This window comes from Streptomyces paromomycinus (assembly GCF_003865155.1).
In the GTDB taxonomy this organism is placed as follows: domain Bacteria; phylum Actinomycetota; class Actinomycetes; order Streptomycetales; family Streptomycetaceae; genus Streptomyces; species Streptomyces chrestomyceticus.
The window spans coordinates 6,430,173-6,446,414 of the sequence record NZ_BHZD01000001.1 but is presented as its reverse complement, the minus strand read 5'-3'; the positions used below and the strand labels follow the sequence as shown (position 1 = coordinate 6,446,414).

The 16,242-nt window shown below is 71.5% G+C and carries 11 protein-coding genes; 3 read left to right on the top strand and 8 right to left on the bottom strand.

Translation table 11 applies throughout. From position 1 onward, the window contains the following. Window positions 1–23: 23 nt before the first annotated feature. A complete protein-coding gene (locus tag OEIGOIKO_RS27615; protein WP_125056260.1) occupies window positions 24–1,790 on the bottom strand; it encodes a TIGR03767 family metallophosphoesterase in 1,767 nt (588 codons plus the stop codon). 427 nt (window positions 1,791–2,217) lie between these two features. Here OEIGOIKO_RS27615 and OEIGOIKO_RS27610 point away from each other — a divergent pair, with 427 nt between their 5' ends. Together OEIGOIKO_RS27610 and OEIGOIKO_RS27605 are read left to right on the top strand one after the other, a co-directional pair. After that, the gene (locus OEIGOIKO_RS27610) at window positions 2,218–5,553 is read left to right on the top strand and encodes a S8 family serine peptidase (RefSeq protein WP_125056259.1); all 3,336 of its coding nucleotides are present in this window, start codon (window positions 2,218–2,220) and stop codon (window positions 5,551–5,553) included. Between the two features lie 83 nt (window positions 5,554–5,636). Then, window positions 5,637–6,668, top strand: coding sequence for an aspartate-semialdehyde dehydrogenase (locus OEIGOIKO_RS27605; RefSeq protein ID WP_125056258.1), 1,032 nt, complete (start codon window positions 5,637–5,639; stop codon window positions 6,666–6,668). A 72-nt stretch (window positions 6,669–6,740) separates the two neighbouring features. Here the strand turns inward: OEIGOIKO_RS27605 and OEIGOIKO_RS27600 are convergent, their stop codons facing one another. Next, window positions 6,741–7,262, bottom strand: a complete 522-nt coding sequence (locus OEIGOIKO_RS27600; protein ID WP_125059028.1) for a DUF1203 domain-containing protein — start codon at window positions 7,260–7,262, stop codon at window positions 6,741–6,743. 209 nt (window positions 7,263–7,471) lie between these two features. Continuing rightward, a complete protein-coding gene (locus OEIGOIKO_RS27595) occupies window positions 7,472–8,071 on the bottom strand; it encodes a Uma2 family endonuclease (protein WP_170251876.1) in 600 nt (199 codons plus the stop codon). Window positions 8,072–8,204: 133 nt separating this feature from the next. Here OEIGOIKO_RS27595 and pepN point away from each other — a divergent pair, with 133 nt between their 5' ends. Continuing rightward, the gene (pepN, locus tag OEIGOIKO_RS27590; RefSeq protein ID WP_125056256.1) at window positions 8,205–10,781 is read left to right on the top strand and encodes an aminopeptidase N; all 2,577 of its coding nucleotides are present in this window, start codon (window positions 8,205–8,207) and stop codon (window positions 10,779–10,781) included. Window positions 10,782–10,890: 109 nt separating this feature from the next. On the opposite strand, the gene OEIGOIKO_RS43585 is transcribed toward pepN, so the two are convergent. From OEIGOIKO_RS43585 to OEIGOIKO_RS27570, 5 genes are all read right to left on the bottom strand, one after another. Continuing rightward, complete coding sequence (locus tag OEIGOIKO_RS43585) at window positions 10,891–11,013, bottom strand: hypothetical protein (protein ID WP_281288394.1); 123 nt, start codon at window positions 11,011–11,013, stop codon at window positions 10,891–10,893. A 1,439-nt stretch (window positions 11,014–12,452) separates the two neighbouring features. Then, window positions 12,453–13,610: an allantoicase gene (gene alc / locus OEIGOIKO_RS27585; RefSeq protein ID WP_125056255.1), complete on the bottom strand. Its 1,158-nt coding sequence runs from the start codon at window positions 13,608–13,610 to the stop codon at window positions 12,453–12,455. A gap of 118 nt (window positions 13,611–13,728) precedes the next feature. Beyond that, entirely contained in the window at window positions 13,729–14,694 is a 966-nt protein-coding gene (locus tag OEIGOIKO_RS27580; RefSeq protein WP_125056254.1) for a LysR family transcriptional regulator, read from the bottom strand. A gap of 34 nt (window positions 14,695–14,728) precedes the next feature. After that, window positions 14,729–15,703, bottom strand: a complete 975-nt coding sequence (locus OEIGOIKO_RS27575; RefSeq protein WP_125056253.1) for an acyl-ACP desaturase — start codon at window positions 15,701–15,703, stop codon at window positions 14,729–14,731. A gap of 233 nt (window positions 15,704–15,936) precedes the next feature. Further along, a complete protein-coding gene (locus tag OEIGOIKO_RS27570; RefSeq protein WP_030020579.1) occupies window positions 15,937–16,179 on the bottom strand; it encodes a hypothetical protein in 243 nt (80 codons plus the stop codon). Between the last annotated feature and the right edge of the window lie 63 nt (window positions 16,180–16,242).

Sequence of the window (16,242 nt, the reverse complement as noted above, 5' to 3'; positions counted from 1 at the left end):
GCGACGGAGTACGGGGCCGTCGCTCAGCGCCGCCTCAGCAGCAGCTCGGTGTTGCGGTCGCCCGGGTCGCCGGCGAGATCGCTGCGGGCTCCGGGGGCGTTGCAGGACAGTTCGCGGTAGAGCGCCGCCAGTCCCCGCTGCGACAGGTCGCCGAAGTCCGTGCGGTGCGGCGCGTGCGACTCGACCAGCGTGGTGAACAGGGAGAGCGTGCCGTCCCGGTTGTCCGTCACCTCGACGACCCGGGCCAGCTGCGGGAAGTCGATGTGCGAGGCGGTGGTGACCTCCCAGAAGGTGCCGTGCGGGGTGACGAGGTTGCGGTGGCTGTGCCCGTTGATCCAGGCCAGCACGTTGCGGTGCCGGGAGAGCAGGCCGACCAGTTCGGGTCCGCCGTGCCGCCGCTCGGCCGGGCGGGACGGGTCGGGCAGGGTGTTGTCCATGGACGTACTGGTGTGGTGGCTGAAGACGAGGACGTGCTCGTACGCGTGCGCCCGCAGCGTGCGGTCGAGCCAGCGCAGCTGACCCGATCCGACGGAGCCGGTGTGGTGGCCGCCCGGGTCGGTGGTGTCGAGGCTGATGCCCACCACGTCCTCCGCGATCCGGAACGTGTAGTAGAGCCGGTCCGCGTCGAGGTCGTCCGCCGTGTAACCGTGCCCGTGCGGTCCCGGGCCGGTGTGCCGGGGGTCCAGGTGCGCGCGCAGGTAGGCGGGGCGGGTGAAGGGGACGCGGCGCTCGTCCGGTGTCACGGAGCGCGCCCGTTTCCCGTGCGCCTTCAGCAGGTCCGCGAACTCCCGTCTGGCGGAACCCGATCCATGGCGTACCGCCAGGAAGGCGCGGATGGCCTCGTCGGCCGGCAGCAGTTCGAGCTTGCGCCCGCCGGTCGCGACCTCCGCCAGGAACGGGTCGTCGGGGGCGCAGCAGCCCGCGGGCAGCGAGTCGTGGTTGCCGACCGTCGAGTACCAGGGCAGGTGCAGTCCGGGGCTGGTGACCGTACGGGTCGCCGCCTCCAGGAAGCCGGGGATGCCGGGGAAGCCGCGCAGCTTGTCGGCGTCGCGCAGGGCGCTGTCCGGCTGCCAGTACAGCGGGTGGCCGCTGTTCTGCACGCCTTCGTAGTGCCGCGGGTCGCCCGAGTTGGGGGTGATCCGGCCGCCGCTCAGCGCGGTCAGGTACCAGTCGAGTTCGATGCTGGAGTTGTTGTCCGTGTTGTCGCCGGTGGTCATCGCGAAGGACAGCGGTGCCCCGGTGGCGGGCCCGCCGGGCAGGCTGTTGACCCGCTCGACGAGGGAGACCGCCCCCGCGACGGACAGCGCCTCCTGGGGACGCCAGGCGCCCGCGGACCGCACCCGCAGGTACTCGTAGCGCAACGGGTGCTGCACATCGACCACGTGCAGGTCGGTGAGCTGCACGAACGCGGCGAGCACGGTGCGCCGGTCGTCCCGGCCGGGGCGCGTGGCGGCGAGGTCACGCCGTACGACACGGTCCCAGCCGGGGCCTTCGGCGAGCCTGCGGTACCCCGTCGCCGCGCCGCCCGGGGTGGCGACCGAGGCGAGGGTGGTGCCCTCGGTGTAGGGAACGCGGGGGACGGGCGGCGCGGCGACCGGTTCCGGGGCGACGAGGGGGACGGCGCCTGTCACCACGTCAGGGCCGGCGGAGGGCCCGGCGCCGCCGGCTCCGTACGCCAGCGCGAACGCGGTCGTGGCGCCGACGGCACCGGTGGCGGCGAGGAAGGCACGGCGGTCGACGGCGGGTGCGGTGGCGGCGGCGGAGGCGGCGGCGGACCGTGTACGGGACATGCACGAGCTCCCTGGTACGGACGGACGGCGGCGAGGGCGGCCCGGAACGGCCGTAACCGCCCTCTCACCAGGGAGCGTCGGCAGCGGGTGTGGCCCACGGGTGAACCGCGCCGCAACGCCGGCCGCCGATCGCCGGACAGGGATCACGGCAGGCGCCGATGGTCACCGGGCCCTCGGGCCGGGTGCGGGCGGCGGCCACCGGAGGTTCATCTCCCGGGGTAACCGGGCGGCGGCCCGGACCGCCGAACCGCCGGACCGCCGGACCGCCGGGGTGCCGGGCGCCGGCACCGGCTGCACGCCCCGCACATGCCGCCCGAATGTTCACAAACTTGTGATCACGCCCCTCCCCAAACCCCATCCCGTTACGTCATATTGAGCGGTTATACGGGTTCGATTTCCGGACCCTTCACCCCCGAAGAGGTGTGCCATGACCCCCGACACAGGACGCCCGCCCGCGGGCCGGGCAAGACGCACGGCCCGGATCGCGGCCGTCGCGGCGATCGCCGTCGCCACCGCGGCCGGGCCCGCGCTCACCGCGGCCGGCGCCGCCTTCGCGGCAGGCACCGACGCGGACGCCCGAATATCCGCCGGCACCACCCCCGCGCCGAAGTCCCCGCACGACAAGCTCGGTTCGCAGGACGCCGAACTGCTCGCCCGCGCCAAGTCGGGCGGCGCCCGGTTCGTCTCGATGATGCTGGCCACCGCGCCGGGCTCCACCGAGCAGGCGGCCGCGGGACTGGACTCCCTGAAGGGCGCCTCCGTCGGGCGTACGGACGACAAACTCGGTTACGTCCGGGCCACCGTGCCCACCGCCCAGGCCGACGCGGCCATCGCGAAGATGCAGAAGCTGTCCTCCGTGCACGCCATCGACCTCCGCCAGGAGATCAAGCTGCCGGACCCGCGGCCCGGCACGGACAGCGTGCACAAGGGCAAGCCGCAGGCCGGAAGTTACCCGGCGCCCGGCAAGAACACCCCGGCGAAGAACCCGTACCAGCCGTCCTTCGAGACCGGCGCGGTGGACTTCGTCCGCGACCACCCCAAGGCCGACGGCCGCGGCGTGACCATCGGCGTCCTCGACTCCGGTGTGGACCTGGCGCACCCCGCGCTGCAGAAGACCACCACCGGCGAGCGCAAGATCGTCGACTGGGTCACCGCGACCGACCCGGTCAGCGACGGCGACCAGACCTGGCGCCCGATGACCACCGCGGTCTCCGGCCCGTCCTTCACCTACGGCGGCCGGACCTGGAAGGCCCCCGCGGGCTCGTACCTGGTCAGCACCTTCGCCGAGGCCGCCACCACCGGCGGCGACATGAAGGGCGACCTGAACCGCGACGGGGACACCACCGACCGCTGGGGCGTGCTCTACGACCCGGCCGCCGGGACCGTGCGCGTGGACCTCAACGACAACGGCGACTTCACCGACGACGCGCCCATGAAGCCGTACAAGGACGGCTTCGACGTCGGCTACTTCGGCAAGGACGACCCGAGCACCCCGATCGCCGAGCGCATCCCCTTCACGGTGGAGATCCGCAAGGACGTCCCGATGGACCCGCTCGGCGGGGACTGGGCGGGCAAGAAGGCCGACTTCGTCAACATCGGCGTCGTCGAGTCGGAGCACGGCACCCACGTCGCGGGCATCACCGCGGCGAACGGCCTGTTCGGCGGCAAGATGAACGGCGCCGCCCCCGGCGCCAAGCTGGTCTCCTCGCGCGCCTGCACCTGGAGCGGCGGCTGCACCAACATCGCGCTCACCGAGGGCATGATCGACCTCGTCACCAAGCGCGGCGTGGACATCGTCAACATGTCGATCGGCGGCCTGCCCGCGCTCAACGACGGCAACAACGCCCGCGCCGAGCTGTACACCCGGCTGATCGACACCTACGGCGTCCAGCTGATCATCTCGGCGGGCAACAGCGGCCCCGGCGCCAACACCATCGGCGATCCCGGCCTGGCCGACAAGGTCGTCAGCGTCGGCGCGTCCATCTCCAAGGAGACCTGGGCGGCCAACTACGGCTCGGCCGTGACCCGGAAGTACGCCATGCTCCCGTTCTCCTCCCGCGGCCCGCGCGAGGACGGCGGCTTCACGCCGGTCATCACCGCGCCCGGCGCCTCCATCAACACCATCCCCACCTGGGAGCCCGGCGGCCCCACCGCCGAAGCGGGCTACGACCTGCCGCCCGGCTACGCCATGCTCCAGGGCACCTCGATGGCGGCGCCGCAGGCCACCGGAGCCTCGGCGCTGCTGCTGTCCGCCGCGAAGCAGCAGCGCGTCGCACTGCCCCCGGCGAAGCTGCGCACCGCGCTCACCTCGACCGCCAAGCGGATCAAGGGCTTCCAGTCGTACGAGCAGGGCTCCGGCCTGATGGACATCCGCGCCGCCTGGTCCGCGATCCGGCACGGCGCCGCCGCCCATGAGTACACCGTCCGCGCCCCCGTGAAGACCGCCCTGTCCGATTTCCTGAAGACGCCCGGCTACGGCACCGGCCTCTACGACCGCGAGGGCGGCCTGAAGGTGCGGCAGTCCCGGACGTACGAGATCACCCTCACCCGTACCACCGGTCCCGACCGCCCCGTCCGCCACGAGCTGGACCTGATCAACAACGACGGCACCTTCGACCTGCCGGACGAGGACGGCGCGGTCTGGCTGCCGCTGAACCGGCCGGTCACGTTCGAGATCACCGCCAGGCCGCGGACCGCCGGCATCCACAGCGTCACCGTCGACCTGGACGACCCGCGCACCGAGGGCGTCGACCGCAAGATCCTCGCCACCGTCGTGGCCGCCGAGCCGCTGGCCGCGCCCAGCCACGCGGTCGCCAAGTCCGGCACCGTCCAGCGCAACGCCACCACCTCGCACTTCATCACCGTCCCGAAGGGCGCCAAGGCCCTCCAGGTCTCGATGAGCGGGCTCGCGGCCGGCAGCCAGACGCGCTGGATCGCCCTCAGCCCGCAGGGCGTCCCGGTCGACCCGACCGGCACCCCGAACTGCTACCCGAACTACCCCAACCCCGCCAACACGTGCGACCCGACGCGGCGCACCTACAAGAACCCGGCGCCCGGCGTCTGGGAGATCGAGGTCGAGTCGCGGCGCACCTCGCCGCTGCTGGACAACCCGTACACGGTCACCGCGGCCACCCTCGGCACCACCTTCGACCCGGCCGTCCGCGTCCTGCCGGAGGCGAAGACCGGCAGCCCGGCCCCGGTGTCCTGGAAGGTCAGCAACGCCTTCGCCGCCGTCGAGGGCACCCTCAAGGGCGGCGAGCTGGGCTCGTCCCGTACGCAGCGCCCGACGATCAAGGAAGGCGAGTCGCAGCGGTACGAGATCGTCGTGGGCAGCGGGGTGTCCCGGCTGGACGCCGCGATCGGCGCGCCCGCCGACGCCAAGGCCGACCTGGACCTGAGCGTCCTGCTCGGCGGCAAGGTCGTCGCCTCGTCGGCGACCGGCACCTCGGACGAGGCGGTCAGCATCGCCAAGCCCGCGCCGGGCACCTACACCGTCGTCGTGGACGGCTACGCGATCCCCGCGGGCAGCACCGCCTACGACTACCGTGATGTGTATTACTCCGCCGGACTCGGTTCGCTCAAGACGGACGAGTCGAAACCGGTGAAGCTGGGTAGCGGAGCATCGACGCAGGTCACGGCCGAGGTCGCGGTCGCGGGCCCGGCTCCCGCCGGACGCGAGTTCTTCGGTGAGGTCCAGCTGCTGAACGGGTCCGGGACGGTCACGGGCAGCGGTGGCGTGCGCATCGAAAAGGTCGTGCCGTAACGGCCTGAGATAGTGGACAGTAACGGGGCGGGTGCCCTCCACGGCACCCGTTCCGCTGCTGTACGTACCGAACAAGGAGTGCCATGAGGATCGGAATCGTCGGAGCCACCGGTCAGGTCGGCGGCGTGATGCGGGGCATCCTCGCCGAGCGGAACTTCCCGGTGGAGCAGCTGCGACTGTTCGCCTCGGCCCGCTCCGCCGGGCGTACGCTCCCGTGGCAGGACACCGAGATCACGATCGAGGACGCGGCCACCGCGGACTACTCCGGTCTGGACATCGTGCTCTTCTCGGCCGGCGGGTCGACCTCCAAGGCGCTGGCCCCCAAGGTCGCCGACGCGGGCCCGGTCGTGATCGACAACTCCTCCGCCTGGCGCATGGACCCCGACGTCCCGCTGATCGTCTCCGAGGTCAACCCGCAGGCGATCTCCGAGCGCCGCAAGGGCATCATCGCCAACCCGAACTGCACGACCATGGCCGCCATGCCGGTGCTGCGCCCGCTGCACGCCGAGGCCGGCCTGGTCTCGCTGGTCGTCGCCACCTACCAGGCGGTCTCCGGCAGCGGCCTGGCGGGCGTCGCGGAGCTGGACGAGCAGGTGCGCAAGGCCGTCGAGCAGGACGCCACCAAGCTCACCCACGACGGCGCGGCCATCGACTTCCCCGAGCCGGACAAGTACGTCCGCCCGATCGCCTTCAACGTGCTGCCGATGGCCGGCTCCATCGTCGACGACGGCCTCAACGAGACCGACGAGGAGCAGAAGCTCCGCAACGAGAGCCGCAAGATCCTGGAGATCCCGGGCCTGAAGGTCTCCGGCACCTGCGTCCGCGTCCCGGTCTTCAGCGGCCACTCGCTCCAGGTCAACGCCCGCTTCGAGCGCGAAATCACCCCGGAGCGCGCCACCGAGCTGCTGGCCGGCGCCCCCGGCGTCGCCCTCTCGCACATCCCCACCCCGCTCCAGGCCGCCGGCCAGGACGCCTCGTACGTGGGCCGCATCCGCACGGACGAGACGGTCGACCACGGCCTGTCGCTCTTCCTCTCCAACGACAACCTGCGCAAGGGCGCGGCCCTGAACGCGGTCCAGATCGCGGAGCTGGTCGCGGCGGAGCTGCGCGGCTGAGACGTTTCCGCACGCTGCGCGGGGCCCGTACGGATCTTCCGTACGGGCCCCGCGGCGTATCCGTCCGTACGGCTACGGCCGCCGCACCTCGAACTGAAAACACCCGTACTCCAGCGCCCGGACGTGCACCAGCGCCACCTCCGGCCGCGCGAAAGCCTCCGCGAACGCCGCGTCGAACCCGGCCTCCGCATCCTCCGGAATCTCGAAGAACCGCCCGCCCACGATGTGCCCGTCCGCGTCGTACCGACGCAGCGTCCGCAGGGCCCCCGGCCGCGCGAACGGGTACCCGGCGCGACCGCCGTCCGGCCCGCCGCACGCCCCGGCGTGAATGAACACCGGCCCACACTCGTCGTACGCCCCCGGCCGCACCCACCGCTCCTCGGCCCACCGCCGCAGGGGCGCGTACGAAACGAGCGCGATCCGCTCGCCTTCCTCGATGGGCCGCAGACAGCACCGCAGCGGACTGCCCACACTGTCCACCCGGTCGCTCACGGACCCGGCGGCGAAGGGCTCCATGGCCCGCCCGGAGTCGTCCGCGAGGCGCAGTTCCTGGAGGGCGGTTTCGGGGATGGGGAGAGGTGTGTACGTCGTCATACGTACAGGGTGGGCGGGCATCCGGCTTGTTTCCGGCGGGAATCGGACGGGGAGCCGGCCGACGTCCCCGTCCCCCGCCACCCGGTCCCACAGCCGCGCGTCACCGCTCTCGTCCCACTCCTGCCACGCCGAGGTGTAGTCACTCTCCAGCCCGGAGGCACGCGGCGGCTCGGCCGCCGCGGATGCGGGTACCGCCCTGTCGTCCATCCCTACGGCAGCTTGGGCGGATACGGCTTGAACCGCGAGGTGTCGACCGCGAGTGAGAACGGTTCGGGGAGCGGCACCCGGTCGCCGAACCGGTACGGGTCCATCCGGCGGTAGCCCAGGTGGTCGGGCTGGGAGTGCAGCTCGACCACGGCCTCGTCGGGGTCCACGAGGAGGTGGAGCGGGATCCGGCTCATCGCGTACCACCTGCGCTTCCTGACGTAGTCGCTGTCCCGCTCGGAGACGACTTGTTCCAGGACTTCCGCGACGAGGAGAACCCGGTCCGCGGGGAAGGGGTGGCGGTTGTCCTCGATGGCCTCTTCCGTGGTGACGGTGAGGTCCGCCTTGGGCTCGAAGCCGGGGACGCCGGAGACCAGTGCCTGGCCGGACAGCGCGGCCCAGCCCGCACGCGTCAGCTGAGAGCCCAGCAGCGCGACGGCACAGGTACGGTACGGCGGCCCCGAACGCCGCATGACGATCTTTCCTTCGACCAGCTCGATCCTGAGGTGATCCAGTTCCGGGCGCTCCTCCAGAAAACGCAGTAGCCCGTGGTCGCCCAGGCCGCCCATGATGTGCCCGGCGGCGTCGTGCTGAGTCGTGGTCATCGTCGCCTCCTTGCCGCGGAGCATAGGGAGCGGGACGGGCGGGCGGGGCCGGAATTTCCCCGATGCCCCCGACCGAGTGGTCGGGTGCTCCGTGGAAGGATGGCCCAAAGTCCGAAGCGAAGGAGATGAACGGGTGCCTGGCACGAATCTGACCCGCGACGAGGCGCAGCAGCGGGCGCGGCTGCTGAGTGTGGACGCGTATGAGATCGATCTGGACCTCTCCGGTGCGCAGGAGGCGGGTGAGGGCGGTACGTTCCGGTCGGTGACCACGGTGCGTTTCGACGCCGCCGAGGCGGGTGCGGAATCGTTCATCGACCTGGTGGCGCCGACCGTGCGCGAGGTGGTGCTCAACGGCGAGAGCCTGGACCCGGGCACCGTTTTCGCGGATTCCCGGATCGCGCTCGCGGGGCTGCGGGAGGGCCGCAACGAGCTGCGGGTCGTCGCGGACTGCGCTTACACCAATTCCGGTGAGGGCCTGCACCGCTTCGTCGACCCGGTCGACCAGCAGGCGTACCTCTACACGCAGTTCGAGGTGCCGGACGCCCGCCGGGTGTTCGCCAGCTTCGAGCAGCCGGACCTGAAGGCGACGTTCACCTTCACCGTCAAGGCCCCCGAGGGCTGGACGGTGATCTCCAACTCGCCGGCGCCGGAGCCGCGGGACAACGTGTGGCGGTTCGCTCCGACGCAGCGGATCTCCACCTACATCACCGCACTGATCGCCGGCCCGTACCACAGTGTGCACAGCACCTGGGAGGGCGAGGGCCGCTCGGTGCCCCTGGGCATCTACTGCCGGCCGTCGCTGGCCGAGCACCTGGACGCGGACGCGATCTTCGAGGTCACCCGGCAGGGCTTCGACTGGTTCGAGGAGAAGTTCGACTTCGCGTACCCGTTCGCCAAGTACGACCAGCTCTTCGTGCCGGAGTTCAACGCGGGCGCGATGGAGAACGCGGGCGCGGTGACCATCCGCGACCAGTACGTCTTCCGCTCGAAGGTGACGGACGCCGCGTACGAGGGCCGTGCCGAGACCATTCTGCACGAGCTGGCCCACATGTGGTTCGGCGACCTGGTCACCATGGAGTGGTGGAACGACCTGTGGCTGAACGAGTCGTTCGCCACCTACACCTCCATCGCCTGCCAGGCGCACGCTCCCGGCAGCCGCTGGCCGCACGCCTGGACCACCTTCGCGAACTCGATGAAGACCTGGGCGTACCGGCAGGACCAGCTGCCCTCCACGCACCCGATCATGGCCGAGATCCGTGACCTGGACGACGTGCTCGTCAACTTCGACGGCATCACGTACGCCAAGGGCGCGTCCGTCCTCAAGCAGCTCGTCGCCTATGTCGGCATGGACGAGTTCTTCCAGGGCGTGCAGGCGTACTTCAAGGCGCACGCCTTCGGCAACACCCGCCTGTCCGACCTGCTCGGCGCGCTGGAGGAGACCAGCGGCCGGGACCTGAAGACCTGGTCGAAGGCGTGGCTGGAGACGGCCGGCATCAACGTGCTGCGCCCGGAGCTGACGGTCGCCGAGGACGGTACGGTCACCTCCTTCACCGTGCTCCAGGAGGCCCCGGCGCTGCCGGCCGGCGCCAAGGGCGAGCCGGTCCTGCGCCCGCACCGCATCGCGATCGGCTGCTACGACCTCAAGGACGGCAAGCTCGTCCGTACGAACCGGATCGAGCTGGACGTGGACGGCGAGCGCACCGAGGTGCCTTTCCCCGCGAACACACCCCGCCCGGCCGTCATCCTCCTCAACGACGACGACCTGTCGTACGCCAAGGTCCGCCTGGACGAGGGCTCGCTGCGCGTCGTCACCGAGCACCTGGGCGACTTCACCGAGTCGCTGCCGCGCGCGCTGTGCTGGGCGTCGGCGTGGGACATGACGCGGGACGGCGAGCTGCCCACCCGCGAGTACCTGGAGCTGGTGCTGTCGGGCATCACCAAGGAGTCCGACATCGGCGTCGTGCAGTCGCTGCACCGCCAGGTGAAGCTGGCGCTGGAGCTGTACGCGGCCCCGGCCTGGCGGGAGACCGGCCTCGCGAAGTGGACCGAGGCGGCGCTGGAGCAGCTGCGGGCCGCGGCCCCCGGCAGCGACCACCAGCTGGCCTGGGCCCGCGCGTTCATCGCCACGGCCCGTACCGACGCGCAGCTGGATCTGGTCCAGGGCCTGCTGGACGGTACGCAGGAGCTGCCCGGCCTGGCCGTGGACACCGAGCTGCGCTGGGCGCTCGTCCAGCGGCTGGCCACGACCGGCCGCGCCGACGAGAAGGTCGTCGAGGCGGAGCTGGAGCGCGACCGGACCTCGGCGGGCGAGCGGCACGCCGCGGCCGCGCGGGCGTCCCGGCCGACCGCCGAGGCGAAGGCGGCGGCCTGGGCCTCGGTCGTGGACAGCGACAAGCTGCCCAACGCGGTGCAGGAGGCCGTGATCGGCGGCTTCGTCCAGACCGACCAGCGGGAGCTGCTGGCACCGTACGCGGAGAAGTACTTCGCCGTGGTCAAGGACGTCTGGGACAGCCGCAGCCACGAGATGGCCCAGCAGATCGCGGTCGGCCTGTACCCGTCCCTCCAGGTCTCCCAGGAGACCCTGGACGCGACCGACGCCTGGCTCGGCTCGGCCGAACCGGGCGCGGGCCTGCGCCGCCTGGTGACGGAGTCCCGCTCCGGCATCGAGCGCGCGCTGAAGGCCCAGCGGGCGGACGAGGCGGCCGCGTAACGGCGCGCCGGACACGCTGGAAGCGCCCCGGACCGGGTGGTCCGGGGCGCTTTGTCGTCCAGGGGCACCGTCGCCGGTGTGGCACCGAGTGCCCCGCGCCGGCGGTCGCTCAGTGGTTGTTCAGGTACCAGGCGGCGGCTGCCGTCGCGGTCAGGATGCTGCCGATCCAGCGGAGCAATCGCGGGGAGGCGTAGAGGGTCAGTTCTAAGTGACCGTCCAGGTTCACCTGCATGCGCCTGCGGTGGCCGTGGTGGGGGCTGGGGGCGTCCGAGGGGGTAGCCGTGACGCCGCCTGCCGGAGAAGAGCTGAGGGGCTGCCCGGAGGGGGTGGGACCGGCGCTGCCCGTGGTACTACCGACGTCGCCGGCGGGCGAAGGCCCCTGGGTCCGGCTGCGGGTCGGTTCGTTCATTGCATGTCTCCCATTGTCCGGCCGACACCTTTGTCGGCCCTGGTCCGGCGAAGAACCCGAACCGCGCCTCGCTCCAACGGCCAAGAAGGGAAGGCGCGGACGGAAGTGAACGCTGCTCCCCCGCTGCATGCGTCCAGACCATTAATGCTCCCCGGCCCGGCGCTGGCAACCGATTCCCGTGACCTTGGGCCACAGACGGGACCATGGCCTGTCAGTGGGCGGGAGTATGCTGCACCGCCCCCGATCGGACATATGACGCCCATTCAGTTCAAAGTCCATGCGCGCCCCGCATCTACTGACCAGTAGCGCCTCGGCTCACCGAGGAACCGGGCTCCGGCACCGGAGCTGCCAGGCCGGACCCGCGGCCATGCGCAACGAATGGGCAACAGAACATCACGGAACACGAGGGGCGCATGTGACCAACGCGACACCCTCGGACCACCCAAGTGGCGCCCATTTCATGATCATTGCACTTTGCCGTTCGTGAACCAACCGCTCAGTACGGACGATTGGTTCACCCCTGAACAACCTACCGGTCCGGACGTCGGGTCCACACGCCGATCGCCGTTCGGACCAGGGCAGGAGCAAGTAATCGATGGAGACGTCATGGCTGTTCGAGCAGCTTCTCGCGCAACGGCGGGCGAGCGGTGGTCCACCGACGGAAGAGATCGCCCTTGCAAATGATATTCCGGTCACCGAAGCCCGGACGACCCCTGACCGGCCCGCAATAGCCGCCTCGGAAACCGCCGCCCCTTCCCTTACTTGGCCGTTGGAGCAGGGGCGGCGGCTCTCACCGGACGCGGAGACCACGTCCTGACCTGGTCGTCGCCCTGCTGCGGGCACATACAGGATGCCACCCGCGGCAGCCGGTCGACGGCCGCCTCCAAGGATAGTGTCGTGACACCGGAAACCCGCGTGGAAGTGACGTCAAACACTCCATCCAGGAGAAAGCGGGGTGCTATTTCAGCGCACTACGGGTTTGATGGTTTACCATGCTCAAATTTCGCTCAAATTGAGTTACGTATTGCGTGTATCGATATGGAAACCTGTCGACAAGAGGCGGCACAACAGCGGGCTTGAGCCCAGCTACTGACGGGCCGTCATCGAAGGTGCGCGTCGTCGTCGTGACACCGCGTGCCGCCGGACATGGTGACGCCCGGCAGGCGGCGCGTTCGGGCGCTGCCGTCTGCCGGGCGAGCCGGTCGCCGCCGGGCCCCGCCCCCCTCCGGCGGGGCCCGGTGCGGGCGCGGTGCGGGGCCGGGTCAGCCGCCCAGTGCGTCGAAGCGGCGGACGAGTCCGGCGCGGCCCTCGTCGGTGAAGTCGCCGTGCAGGCGCATGCGGGCCACGCCGCCGTCGGGGAAGACGTCCAGCCGTACGTGGGTCGCGGTCACCGGGCGCGGGAGGGCGAAGCGGTGCGGGGTGTCGGGCTGGAGTGCGGTCTGCGGCAGAATCTCGAACCAGGAGGCGTCGTCCGCCGGGTCGGCGGTCTCCGCGTCGCATCCGTAGAGCGCCGCCCAGCCCGCCGCGTTGCCCTTCAGGTACGCGGTGTCGATCTCGACGGCGCGGATCTCGCCCTGCGCGGCGAGGCGGAACCGTACCCAGTCGTTGGTGTCGCGGACGCGGCGGCGGCGGTTCTCCCAGCCGTCGTCCATCTTGCGGGACAGATCGGGCCGGATGATCTGGGCGGGCGAGGAGTAGAAGCGGTCGGAGGCGTCCTCGACGACGCCGCCGTGCATGACAGAGGCCAGGTCGACGGTGCCGAGCACATCCAGCCACGCCGGGTCGGGCACGACCTCGCCGTACACCCGCAGCCGGGCGACGCCGCCGTCCGGGTGCTGCTTGAGACGCAGGTGGGTGAAGCGGCGCTGCACGGTCACCTCGAAGCCGTTGGCGGCGTGGCCGCGCACCGGCGTACGGGGGACGAGCTCCTCCCACTTCACGTCGTCGGCGAGCAGGTCGGCGGGGCTCGGGCTGCCGGGGAGCGCGGTGGCCTCGACGGTGATCTGCTGCGGGTAGTTGCCGCGGAAGTGGGCGGTGTCGACGATCACGCCCCGGACGACACCGGGGGCGGCCAGGCGGATCAGCGCCCAGTCGTGCTCGTCGTCGGTGGGGAACGGGTGCGCGCCGTCGGCCCCGCGCCGCCGCCGGGTCTCCCAGCCGTCCATGATCTTGCCCTTGTGACCGAAGCGCTCCGGGTCGAAGACCGCGGGGCCGGGCTTCAGCAGGTTCTCGCGCTCGGCGAAGAACTCGTCGTTCGCGGCGATGACGCCGGCGCCGAAGCGGCGGTCGGCGAGGTCGACGAGCGAGGTGAAGGGGAAGTCCCCGCCGCGGTAGTCCGCGTACGGGTCGCCGCCGCCGTACGGGGCGGCGTCGTTGGCGTGCGGGTCGGTGGCGGAGGCGGCGGCCGGAGTGCTGGTCATCTCTGCCCTTCGGTGAGGGGGTGATGTGACGCGGACTCCTCGACGATTGCAGGAACGTTTAGTCCAGGTCTATCGAAAGTTTCTGGAGGTTGCATTCAGGCAGCCTGAATGGTCGGGGTCAGTGATCCGCCTCCCCCGGCGGCACGGCCGCCCCCTCGGCGACCCGCCGCAGCGCGGCCAGCACCCGCGCGAGCCCCGGCGCCCCCTCCGCCCCGCGCCGCACCGCCGCCACCACGTGCCGCCGCGGCTGGTCGGCACGGAGTACCCGCACCGCCACCGCGGCGGCACCGCCCTCGTCCCGTACGGGTCCGGTCCGGCCCCGCGCCCCCGACATCGCCATCCGGGGCACCAGCGCCACCCCCATCCCCGCGCCGACCATGGCCAGGATCGCGTCCCAGTCGGCCGCGGCATGCGCCCGTTCCGGGACGAATCCGGCGTGCTCGCACGCGGCCGTCGTGATCTGCGACCAGGGACCGCTGCTCCCGAAGATCCACTGCTCGCCCGCCAGATCGGCCAGCCGCAGCCCCGGCTCGTCCGCCAGCGGATGCCCCGCGGGCAGCGCCACGTCCAGCGGATCGGCGAGCAGCGCGAGCCGGGTGAACTTCGGGTCGCGCGGCGTCGGCGCGTGCGCGGCCAGCGAGAGCGCGAGGTCGACGCTGCCCTCCGCCAGCAGCTCGTACGCCTCCGCCGCCTCCGCCTCCCGTACGGACACCGCGAGGCCCGGGTGCGAGCCGCGCAGGTCCCGTACGGCGGGGACCACCAGCGCGGGGATCGAGGTGGAGAACGCGCCGACCCGCACCTCCCCCGCCTCGCCCTGGAGGTAGCCGAGCAACTCGGCGTCCGCGCGTTCCAGTTGCGCGAAGACGGCTTCGGTGTGCCGCAGGACGAGGTGCGCGGCGTCCGTCAGGCGTACCCGCCGGCCGTGGGCCTCCAGGAGCGTCACCCCGAGCTGCCTGGCCAGCCCGGCCAGCTGCTGCGACACCGCGGACGGCGTCAGGTGCAGCGCCTCGGCGGCCGCCGTGACCGTGCCCAGCTCGTGGAGGGTGCGCAGGATGCGCAGCTTCTTGATGTCCCAGTCGGCCATGCGGGCAGCGTACGCAGGCGGAAGGGCGGGCCCCCTACCCCCGTGCCGCCCGGCGGGCCTCCCGGGCCGCCAGCCGCTCGTCGAACTTGCGCGCCTGGTCGTCCAGCCCGCCCATGTACATCCCCAGCTCCTCCTGGGCCCGCAGCCCGGCCGGGCCGAGGCCGCCGATCTCCAGCACCTTCAGGTAGCGCAGCACCGGCTGGAGCACGTCGTCGTGGTGGATGCGCAGGTTGTAGATCCCGCCGATCGCCATCCGGGCCGCGGCGCGCTCGAAGCCGGGCATGCCGTGTCCCGGCATCCGGAAGCCGGTGACCACGTCCCGTACGGAGCACATGGTCTGGTCGGGCGCGAGCTCGAAGGCGGCGGCGAGCAGGTTCCGGTAGAAGACCATGTGCAGGTTCTCGTCGGTGGCGATGCGGGACAGCATCCGGTCGCAGACCGGGTCGCCGGAGTGGTGGCCGGTGTTGCGGTGCGAGATGCGGGTCGCCAGCTCCTGGAAGGCGACGTACGCGATCGAGTGCAGCATGCTGTGCGCGTTGTCGGACTCGAAGCCCGCCGACATGTGCGCCATCCGGAAGTTCTCCAGCTCGACCGGGTCCACGGCCCGGCTGGTGAGCAGGTAGTCCCGCATGACGATGCCGTGCCGGCCCTCCTCCGCCGTCCAGCGGTGCACCCAGGTGCCCCAGGCGCCGTCCCGCCCGAAGAGGGTGGCGATCTCGTGGTGGTAGCTGGGCAGGTTGTCCTCGGTCAGCAGGTTGACCACCAGGGCGGTCCGCCCTATGTCGCTGACCTTGGACTGCTCGGGGGCCCACGGTTCGCCGCCCATGACGCCGTCGAAGTTGCGGCCGTCGCTCCAGGGGACGTACTCGTGCGGCATCCAGTCCTTGGCCACCTTCAGGTGCCGGTTCAGCTCCTTGTCGACGACCTCTTCGAGGGCGTACAGCAGCCGGGCGTCGCTCCATGCGGCCTGGCCGCGCTCTTCGGCGTGGCGGTCGGGGGCGATGGTCACGGGTACTCCTGGGGACGGGGTTACCTACGGCTCCGTAGGTTACGCCATCGTAGGTTAGCTCCACGTCAAAACAAGCCCTCGCCGGAATCCCGCCCTCCGCGACAGGGGAGCAACGGCCCGGTGCGGTATACGCGGGCACGAAAAAGAGGGCGCCCGCCGGTTCTCGCGAACCTGCGGGCGCCCTCGAAGAGGCGTGGGGAGGAATCCTGTCGGAGTCCTGCGGGAGTCCTGGGTCAGGCCTTGGACTGCTTGCGGGACTTGTCGCCTGCCATGACCAGGCCGGCGATGACCAGGAAGAGGACGATGGGAGCGGCGACATAGAGGCCGAGCGTCTGGACGACACTCAGGCCCGGACCCGGGTCGTCACCATCGTCGCGGGTGAGCGCGAACGCGGGGGACGACATCAGCAGCATCAGCGCGGTGCCGGCCGTGATGGTTCCGGCGCGCAGGGCGTTCTTCTTGACCAGATTGCTCACGAGGTCAACGTATCGGACGCCGTTCACCCTCGCGCGCCCGGGGTGGCCTAACGGTTGACCCGG

Bases quoted from the DNA above. Each gene is read 5' to 3' on its own strand.
- OEIGOIKO_RS27615 (WP_125056260.1), bottom strand. From the start codon at position 1,790: ATGTCCCGTACACGGTCCGCCGCCGCCTCCGCCGCCGCCACCGCACCC.
- OEIGOIKO_RS27610 (WP_125056259.1), top strand. From the start codon at position 2,218: ATGACCCCCGACACAGGACGCCCGCCCGCGGGCCGGGCAAGACGCACG.
- OEIGOIKO_RS27605 (WP_125056258.1), top strand. From the start codon at position 5,637: ATGAGGATCGGAATCGTCGGAGCCACCGGTCAGGTCGGCGGCGTGATG.
- OEIGOIKO_RS27600 (WP_125059028.1), bottom strand. From the start codon at position 7,262: ATGACGACGTACACACCTCTCCCCATCCCCGAAACCGCCCTCCAGGAA.
- OEIGOIKO_RS27595 (WP_170251876.1), bottom strand. From the start codon at position 8,071: ATGACCACGACTCAGCACGACGCCGCCGGGCACATCATGGGCGGCCTG.
- OEIGOIKO_RS43585 (WP_281288394.1), bottom strand. From the start codon at position 11,013: ATGCAGGTGAACCTGGACGGTCACTTAGAACTGACCCTCTACGCCTCC.
- alc (WP_125056255.1), bottom strand. From the start codon at position 13,610: ATGACCAGCACTCCGGCCGCCGCCTCCGCCACCGACCCGCACGCCAAC.
- OEIGOIKO_RS27580 (WP_125056254.1), bottom strand. From the start codon at position 14,694: ATGGCCGACTGGGACATCAAGAAGCTGCGCATCCTGCGCACCCTCCAC.